8 protein-coding genes are annotated in these 7,533 nt (G+C 61.1%); 5 read left to right on the plus strand and 3 right to left on the minus strand.

The features are described from left to right. Nucleotides 1-82 precede the first annotated feature (82 nt). The gene (locus tag CEC48_RS30295; RefSeq protein ID WP_088427178.1) at nucleotides 83-862 is read right to left on the minus strand and encodes an IclR family transcriptional regulator; all 780 of its coding nucleotides are present in this window, start codon (nucleotides 860-862) and stop codon (nucleotides 83-85) included. Nucleotides 863-1,077: 215 nt separating this feature from the next. On the opposite strand from CEC48_RS30295, the gene CEC48_RS30300 reads away from it, so the two are divergent. The 4 genes from CEC48_RS30300 to CEC48_RS30315 are packed head-to-tail and all read left to right on the plus strand — an operon-like array spanning nucleotide 1,078 to nucleotide 4,536. Further along, on the plus strand, nucleotides 1,078-1,860 hold the full coding sequence (locus CEC48_RS30300) for an ABC transporter substrate-binding protein (RefSeq protein WP_088427179.1): 783 nt from the start codon (nucleotides 1,078-1,080) through the stop codon (nucleotides 1,858-1,860). Beyond that, nucleotides 1,857-2,525, plus strand: a complete 669-nt coding sequence (gene ehuD, locus CEC48_RS30305) for an ectoine/hydroxyectoine ABC transporter permease subunit EhuD (protein ID WP_003211406.1) — start codon at nucleotides 1,857-1,859, stop codon at nucleotides 2,523-2,525. Before CEC48_RS30300 ends, ehuD begins: the two co-directional genes overlap by 4 nt. Further along, nucleotides 2,522-3,274: an amino acid ABC transporter ATP-binding protein gene (locus CEC48_RS30310; RefSeq protein ID WP_088427180.1), complete on the plus strand. Its 753-nt coding sequence runs from the start codon at nucleotides 2,522-2,524 to the stop codon at nucleotides 3,272-3,274. The genes ehuD and CEC48_RS30310 overlap by 4 nt, the downstream gene beginning before the upstream one ends. Next, nucleotides 3,271-4,536, plus strand: a complete 1,266-nt coding sequence (locus CEC48_RS30315; RefSeq protein WP_088427181.1) for an FAD-binding oxidoreductase — start codon at nucleotides 3,271-3,273, stop codon at nucleotides 4,534-4,536. Before CEC48_RS30310 ends, CEC48_RS30315 begins: the two co-directional genes overlap by 4 nt. Nucleotides 4,537-4,598: 62 nt before the next feature. Here the strand turns inward: CEC48_RS30315 and CEC48_RS30320 are convergent, their stop codons facing one another. Both CEC48_RS30320 and CEC48_RS30325 read right to left on the minus strand, forming a co-directional pair. Next, nucleotides 4,599-5,285 carry a M24 family metallopeptidase gene (locus CEC48_RS30320; protein WP_088427182.1) on the minus strand — a complete coding sequence of 229 codons (687 nt, stop codon included), beginning with the start codon at nucleotides 5,283-5,285 and terminating at the stop codon, nucleotides 4,599-4,601. Then, nucleotides 5,275-6,180, minus strand: a complete 906-nt coding sequence (locus CEC48_RS30325) for a LysR family transcriptional regulator (protein ID WP_088427183.1) — start codon at nucleotides 6,178-6,180, stop codon at nucleotides 5,275-5,277. The genes CEC48_RS30320 and CEC48_RS30325 overlap by 11 nt, the downstream gene beginning before the upstream one ends. A 109-nt stretch (nucleotides 6,181-6,289) precedes the next feature. On the opposite strand from CEC48_RS30325, the gene CEC48_RS30330 reads away from it, so the two are divergent. Continuing rightward, entirely contained in the window at nucleotides 6,290-7,117 is an 828-nt protein-coding gene (locus CEC48_RS30330; protein ID WP_088427184.1) for an SDR family oxidoreductase, read from the plus strand. Nucleotides 7,118-7,533 lie beyond the last annotated feature (416 nt).

Here is a 7,533-nt window from a genome sequence, read left to right on the forward strand (position 1 = left end):
GTCACACATGTATCGGCTGACCCACCGCATTCGCGAGCAAGCCCGCTCCCACATTGGATTTGCTGTGTTCTTGAGAATGGGGCTATTCAAGATTCCGCGCCGAATTACTCAACGCCCTTGAACACTGCAACAACGCCGGCGCCAACTGCTTCTCTGCATCCGCCCGACTCCACCGACTGGTCGGCGCCACCACATGCACCGCCGCCACCGGCCGACCGTTTGCCCCCAACACCGGCGCGCCGATGGTCATGTCGCCCAGGAACAGCTCCTGGCCATTCACCGCATAACCCTGTTCGCGCACTTGCTGCAACGACTCCATGATCCTGTCGACCTCAGTCAACGTTTGGCTGGTGTGCGCCACCCGCTGGCTGTGCTCGATCAACGCCAGTGCCTCCTCCTGCGGCAACGCACTCAAATACGCCCGGCCCGACGCCGTGCAATACATCGGCACCCGCGAGCCAATCGGCATGTGCACCGGCACAAAGCCTGAGCTGACAAACCGCGCGATGTACGTCATGTCGCAACCCGCCGGCTCCGTCAGGCACGAGGTTTCTCCCGTCAGGCGAGTCAATTCCGACAAGAACGGGTTGGCCACTTCAATCAACGAATGGGCATCCAGATAACTGAAGCCCAACTCCAGCACCCGCGGTGTGAGTTGGTAATGGCGGGTGCGCGAGTGTTTCCGAAGGTAACCCAGGCTCTCCAGGGTAAACACCATGCGCTGGGCCGAGCTTTTGGTCATGCCGGCAGCCTCAGCCACCTCGGCAAGGCTCATGCTGCGGCGCTGGGCGCTGAATGCCTTGAGCACCGACAGGCCTTTTTCCAGGGATTGGTTGTGCAAGCTGTTGCGTTCTTCAGACATGGCGGACTCGCGGTCAGGTCGATCAAGCGTGGCGATATTTTTACACCAAACCGCAAAATCCGACCACTAAAAATCGCATACCGATACGAAAAGTTCATTTATTCAATTTTATATAGCGAAAAACGATTTTATTGAATCAAAATGGCACAGAGCTTGCGGTTTCCTCTCCAGCCGCTTGCGGTACTGACGATCCGTTTTCCTTCTGGAGTAACCCGATGAACAGTCTTTCGCCCTTGTTTCGCCGCCTCGCCTTCGGTCTTTGCGCCACACTTTGCGTGGCAACCGTGCACGCCGCCGGTGCGCCCTCATACAAAGTCGGTGCAACAGCCAGCGGCTCGCCATTTACCTTCCTCGACATCAAGAGCAACAGCATCCAGGGCGTGATGGTCGACGTCGCCAATGCCGTGGGCAAGGCTGGCGGTTTCACCAGCGAAATCGAGCAGACCAACTTTGCCGCGCTGATTCCTTCGCTGACCTCCGGCAAGCTCGACTTCATCGCCGCCGGCATGCTCAAGACCCCGGAGCGCGCCCAGGTGGTGGACTTCAGCGCGCCGGTGTACGCCTACGGCGAAGGCCTGATCGTGAGTGCCGATGACAACGCAACCTATACCGACCTCAGTTCGCTTAAGGACCAAGTGGTGGGCGTGCAAGCCGGCACGATCTTCTACGACATGCTCAACAAGCTTGGCATCTTCAAGGAAATCCGCACCTACGACTCAATCGGTGAAATGGTCCGGGACCTGAGCCTGGGCCGTATCAAGGCCGCCGTGGGTGACCAGCCGGTGGTGGCGTACCAGATCCGCCAGAAGCTGTTCAAAGGCGTGAAGCTCGCGACCGACTACAAGCCGGTCAACGTCGGCGAGGTGTGCCTGGTGGTGCGCAAGGGCGACAGCGAAACCCTCGCACGCCTGAACCAGGCCATCGCCAGCATCAAGGCTGACGGTACCCTGGAGGCGATCCTGAAGAAGTGGGGGCTTGATGCCCAGGTGCAGCCATGAACCCGGCTGAATTCCTGCAGAACGCCCGGGACTTCCTGCCGATCCTGCTTCAGGGCGCCTGGGTCACGATCCAGATTACCGTGCTGTCGTTCCTGCTCAGCAGCGCCATCGGCCTGGTGCTGGCGTTGCTCAAGCTGTCGCCGATCAAGGCGCTGTCGTGGGCGGCGAGCACGGTGATTAACGTGATTCGCGGCCTGCCGATCATCGTGCAGCTGTTCTACATCTACTTCGTGCTGCCGGACATGGGCGTGCACCTCAGCGCGTTCCAGGCGGGTGTGATCGGCATGGGCATCGCCTATTCGGCGTACCAGGCGGAGAACTTCCGCACCGGCATCATCGCCGTGGAGCAAGGCCAGCGTGAAGCCGCCGAAGCCCTGGGGATGCGCTCGGTGCTGATGATGCGCCGGGTGATCCTGCCCCAGGCCTTTCGCATCGCCCTGCCGCCCTACGGCAACACCCTGGTGATGATGCTCAAGGACTCCTCGCTGGTGTCGACCATCACCGTGGCCGAGATGACGCGCCAGGGCCAACTGATCGCCTCGTCGACCTTCCAGAATATGACCGTCTACACCCTGGTCGCCCTGCTCTACCTGCTGATGAGCCTGCCGCTGGTGTATGGCCTGCGCCGCATGGAACAGCACCTGGGCCGGAGGAAAAAAGCATGATCGAGATTCGCCAACTGCAAAAACACTACGGCACCCATCGCGTGCTGCACGGCGTCGACCTGAACGTGGCCAAGGGCGAAGTGGTGTGCCTGATCGGCCCGTCCGGCTCGGGCAAATCCACCTTGCTGCGCTGCATCAACGCCCTGGAAGCCTACGACGGCGGCACCATCAACGTGTTCGGCGAAACCGTGCAACGTGGCAGCAAGACCGTGCATGCATTGCGCAGCCGCATGGGCATGGTGTTCCAGCGCTTCAACCTGTTCCCCCATCGCACCGTGCTGGAAAACGTGATGGAGGGCCCGGTGTACGTCAAACGCGAACCGCTGAAACAGGCCCGGGAAGAAGCCTTGGCGCTGCTGGATAAAGTCGGCCTGTCGGCCAAGGCCGATGCCTATCCAGAACAACTCTCCGGCGGCCAGCAACAACGGGTAGCCATCGCCCGCGCACTCGCGATGAAGCCCGATGCGATGCTGTTCGACGAACCGACCTCAGCCTTGGACCCGGAACTGGTGGGCGATGTGCTGGAGGTGATGCGCACCCTGGCCGATGAAGGCATGACCATGATTGTGGTGACCCACGAGATGGGCTTTGCCCGCGAAGTGGCCGACCGCGTGTGCTTCCTGCACGGCGGCTACATCGTGGAAAGCGGGCCGGCCGAACAAGTATTGGGCTACCCGCAACAGCCACGTACCCAGGACTTCCTGCGCCGTGTGCTGCACCCGACGGCCAATACCCGGAGCCTGTCATGAAGTCACTCTGGGCAGCGACAGCCCCCGCCGCACCGCCGACACCCGCGCTGGCTGAATCCATCAAGGTCGACGTGGCCATCGTTGGTGCCGGCTACACCGGCTTGTCCACGGCCCTGCACCTGGCGGAACGCGGCGTAAGCGTGTGCGTGCTGGAAGCCAACGAACCCGGCTGGGGCGCGTCCGGGCGCAATGGCGGGCAGGTCAACCCGACGCTCAAATACGACCCGGATCAACTGGTGCAGAGGTACGGTGCCAAACGTGCCGAACCGCTGATCCATACCGTGTCCAACTCTGCCGACCTGGTGTTCAACCTGATCGAACGCCACGGCATCGACTGCGCGCCCACACGCAAGGGCTGGATGCAGGTGTCCTATTCTGAAAAAGGCGTGACGGGCCTGCATGCCCGGGCCGAACAGTGGGCACGACGCGGCGTGCCGGTGCAGCGTCTGGATGCCGGCGCGGTGTCCGCCCGTATGGGCAGCCAGGCGTTTGCCGGTGGCTGGCTGGACGGTCGCGCGGGCGCCATTCAACCGCTGGCCTATGCACGCGGCCTGGTGCGCGCCGCCCAGGCGGCGGGCGTACGCATCCACGGGCAAAGCGCGGTAACCGCGATGCAACAGGCAGGCGCAGGCTGGAAGTTACAGACCGCCAGCGGTGCACAGGTGTCGGCCGGCCAGGTGGTAGTGGCCACCAACGGCTACAGCGCCGACTTGTGGCCCGGCATGGCCCAAAGCGTGCTGGCAGCCAACAGTTTTATCGTTGCTACCCGGCCATTGAGCGGGCCTGCGGCAGACAGCGTTTTGCCGGGACAGGAAACCGTCTCAACCGCCCAACGCCTGCTGCTGTACTTTCGCAAGGACGCCCACGGCCGCCTGCTGATGGGCGGGCGCGGTTTGTTCAACGACCCCACCGGGCCGGCGGACTTTGCGCACCTGGAACGCTCGCTGGCACTGTTGTTTCCACAGTTGGGCAAGCTGGAATTCGAGTACCGCTGGGCGGGCCGGATCGCGATCACTCGGGACTTTATGCCCCACGTCCACGAGCCCGCGCCCGGGTTGACCCTGGCATTGGGTTGCAATGGGCGCGGGATTGCCTTGTGCACCAGCCTGGGCCAGCAACTGGCCGGACGCCTGTGTGACAGCCGCTCGGACTTCGCGTACCCGGTAACGCCTTTGCAGCGTTTGCCACTGCATGGTTTGCAACGCTTCTACATCGGCGCAGGCGTGGCGTGGTACAGCCTGTTGGACCGCATGTCCCTGTAGGAGCGAGCTTGCTCGCGAAAAAACCGAAGGCGCCGCGTTTCGTCAGGAGCCCGGCGCCTTCGTCAAAGCTCGCAGACCTCTCCCTCATCACTGAAGAAATAGATATTTTCGTGCTTATAGCCCCAGCGACCGCCTCGCTCGCGAACATGCGGCTCGAAGGTAAAACACACCACCTCCTCCAGGCGCCGATGATTGCCCGCCTCAATGTAGAGCCTTTGGTCACGTTGCTCGCAAATGCTGTGGCCAACGTTGCCAGCAAAATCGAGATTCTCGAAACCCTCGGACGCGATCAGATCATTGGCGAACTCATGCAGGTCATTGAACGTGGTCCCAGGCCGGGCGAATGTGCGCATCATCGCGTGTAACCGGTGTTCCACTTCATAGCCCTTACTGAACTCCGCACCCGTCGGCACCGCCCGGCACACACCCTCCTCCACATAGAAAGAGCGCGCGCAATCGCCCCACACATTGCCAGAGCGTGGACTCAAATCCACCGTAATCAGATTGTGCAAACCGACCGCTTCGTCACTTGGCCGATAGTCGCGGCCCGACACCGAAAGCACACTGCGTGAACCCAGTAATACGAAGGCCGGGCAGTCGTAATACCAGGTCTTCGGATAGCCGGAGTCCGCGAGCATCTGCGCCGCCATTCGGGCGATGGAAACCTCAGTCGAAGCGGGTGTGATATGCGTAACGAGCTGCTGCAACACCGACTTCGCAGCCGCTTGAACCACATGATTAGGCAACATCGACCATCTCCCTGACTACCTCAATAAATGCCCGCAAACCACCCGGCACATGACGATGCCCCGGGTAATACAAGTACAGTCCAGCGCCCGGTGGGCACCAGTCTTCCAACACCTTTATCAAGCGCTTATCCGCCAAATGTCGCGCCACTGTATGCTCCGGCACATAGGCTATGCCCAGCCCGCGAGCCGCGGCGTCGGCCATGATTTCCACGTTATCGAGGGTGAGGTTTCCGGTGGTACTCACCGTCAGCGACTGCCCGTGCTTTTCGAACTCCCAGCGGTAAGGTTTTCCGCTGGGCATACGAATGGAAATGCACTGGTGACGCTGCAGGTCGTCCGGCGTGAGTGGCGCGGGACGGTTTGCCAGGTACTTCGGCGAGGCCACGGTTATGAAGCGTGTGGGCGGCCCCAGGCGCACCGCGATCATGTCTTGAGGCACCGATTCGCCCAAGCGGATACCCGCATCAAAACCCTCGCCGACGATATCCACCAGACGGCCATCCGTAACCAAATCCACAGTCATCTGCGGAAAGCGCGTAAGAAACTCCGGCAGTATCGCCTCCAACAGAATCCGCGCTGCCGGCTCGCTGGCACTGATGCGCAGGCTGCCGCTGGGCAAATCGCGGAACTCATTAACCTCCTCCAGTGCCAACTCAAACTCGCGCAACAACGGCGCCACCCGGCTCACCAGCCGCTGCCCGGCAGGCGTCGGCGCCACGCTGCGGGTGGTGCGGTTGAGTAGGCGCACACCGAGGTTGGCCTCCAGCGTGCGCATCATATGGCTGAGGGTCGAGGCCGACAGCCCTAGCTCATCGGCCGCCTTGCGAAAGCTGCGAAGGGACACGATCAGCGTCAAGGCACTGAGTTCAGCGAGCGAGGGCGGCGATTGATTCATGGGGAATTTTCACTAACTCATGCACGATTGCATCGATAGTAGCAGCAGTTGCCACGGCGTACGGTGTCCGTAATGTTTGCCAACTCGGCAGCTTACGGAGGACATCCCCATGAATAAAACCTGGCTAGTCACTGGCAGCTCCTCGGGCATCGGCAAAGCCCTTGTGGAACAACTGCTCGAGCGAGGCGACCGCGTGGCCGCCACCTTGCGTAAAACCGAAGTGCTGAAGGATTTGGCAGAGCGATATCCCGAGCAACTGTGGCTGGCGCAGCTGGATGTGAACGATGCGACAGCCATTCGCAAGGTGGTCAAGCAAGCGTTTACCGAATTGGGGCGCATCGACGTGGTGGTCAGCAGCGCGGGTTATGCGCTGTTTGGAGCGGCGGAGGAAGTCAGCGACGAGCAGATCGAGCAACAGTTGCAGACCAACCTGGTGGGCTCGATCCAGGTGATTCGTGCATGCCTGCCGTTTCTGCGGGAGCAAGGCGGCGGCCGGGTGCTGCAGGTTTCGTCAGAGGGCGGGCAGTTGGCGTATCCGAACTTCAGCCTGTACCACGCGAGCAAGTGGGCGATTGAAGGGTTTGTGGAGTCGGTGGCGCAGGAAGTTGCGCCGTTTGGGATTGAATTCACGTTGGTGGAGCCTGGGCCCACGCGTACGAACTTTGGTGCTGCACTGGTGAGCCCGCCGCCGATGGCGGTATATGACAAGACGCCGGCGGGTGATGTGCGCAGGGCGGTGGCCAGTGGAGAGTTTGGGCTGACGGGTGACCCGGTGAAGATGGCCAAGGCGATGTTGGCAGTGGCTGATGTGCAGCCTGCGCCGAAGAGGTTGTTGTTGGGCAGTGGTGCGTATGAGCGGGTTCATGGGGTGTTGACTGAGCGGTTGGCGGCGCTGGAGGCACAGCAGGAAGTTGCGCGCAGTACTGAAATCGACTGATTTTTTGGTGACTGGCGTACGTCGATGAACGGTACGCCGGGTTAATGGCTCTCGGATTTTTCCGACAGCTGTTTCAGGTTGTCAGTCGGACTGGGGCTGACTAATCTCCCGCAGTCGCTGCCAATTCAGCGACCGGATTTGACCGTCCGCAACCATAGAACAATTGCGCCAAAACCGATCTTGGGCGTTTTTTTTACGCCTGATGTATTGTGTCGCGGCAGCTGTACGCGGGATACCTTCGGGTATGCCGGTTTTGTTCTTTGGGCCGGTCGGTCAACCCGCGTATAGCGTAAGCGCTCCATAAACCCCACATTCAAAGCGCTTATCGGATCCCGGATGCTGTGCTCCCGATTCCCTCAGGAGCCAGCTCGCCATGATGCGACCCGATGCCAAAGTCGAAAAAGTGTATCTGTACC

Origin of the sequence: Pseudomonas sp. K2I15, from assembly GCF_002204795.1 — a bacterium.
Taxonomy (GTDB): Bacteria; Pseudomonadota; Gammaproteobacteria; order Pseudomonadales; family Pseudomonadaceae; genus Aquipseudomonas.

Coding starts and splice junctions, on each gene's coding strand:
- CEC48_RS30295 (WP_088427178.1), bottom strand. CDS start 862: ATGTCTGAAGAACGCAACAGCTTGCACAACCAATCCCTGGAAAAAGGC.
- CEC48_RS30300 (WP_088427179.1), top strand. CDS start 1,078: ATGAACAGTCTTTCGCCCTTGTTTCGCCGCCTCGCCTTCGGTCTTTGC.
- ehuD (WP_003211406.1), top strand. CDS start 1,857: ATGAACCCGGCTGAATTCCTGCAGAACGCCCGGGACTTCCTGCCGATC.
- CEC48_RS30310 (WP_088427180.1), top strand. CDS start 2,522: ATGATCGAGATTCGCCAACTGCAAAAACACTACGGCACCCATCGCGTG.
- CEC48_RS30315 (WP_088427181.1), top strand. CDS start 3,271: ATGAAGTCACTCTGGGCAGCGACAGCCCCCGCCGCACCGCCGACACCC.
- CEC48_RS30320 (WP_088427182.1), bottom strand. CDS start 5,285: ATGTTGCCTAATCATGTGGTTCAAGCGGCTGCGAAGTCGGTGTTGCAG.
- CEC48_RS30325 (WP_088427183.1), bottom strand. CDS start 6,180: ATGAATCAATCGCCGCCCTCGCTCGCTGAACTCAGTGCCTTGACGCTG.
- CEC48_RS30330 (WP_088427184.1), top strand. CDS start 6,290: ATGAATAAAACCTGGCTAGTCACTGGCAGCTCCTCGGGCATCGGCAAA.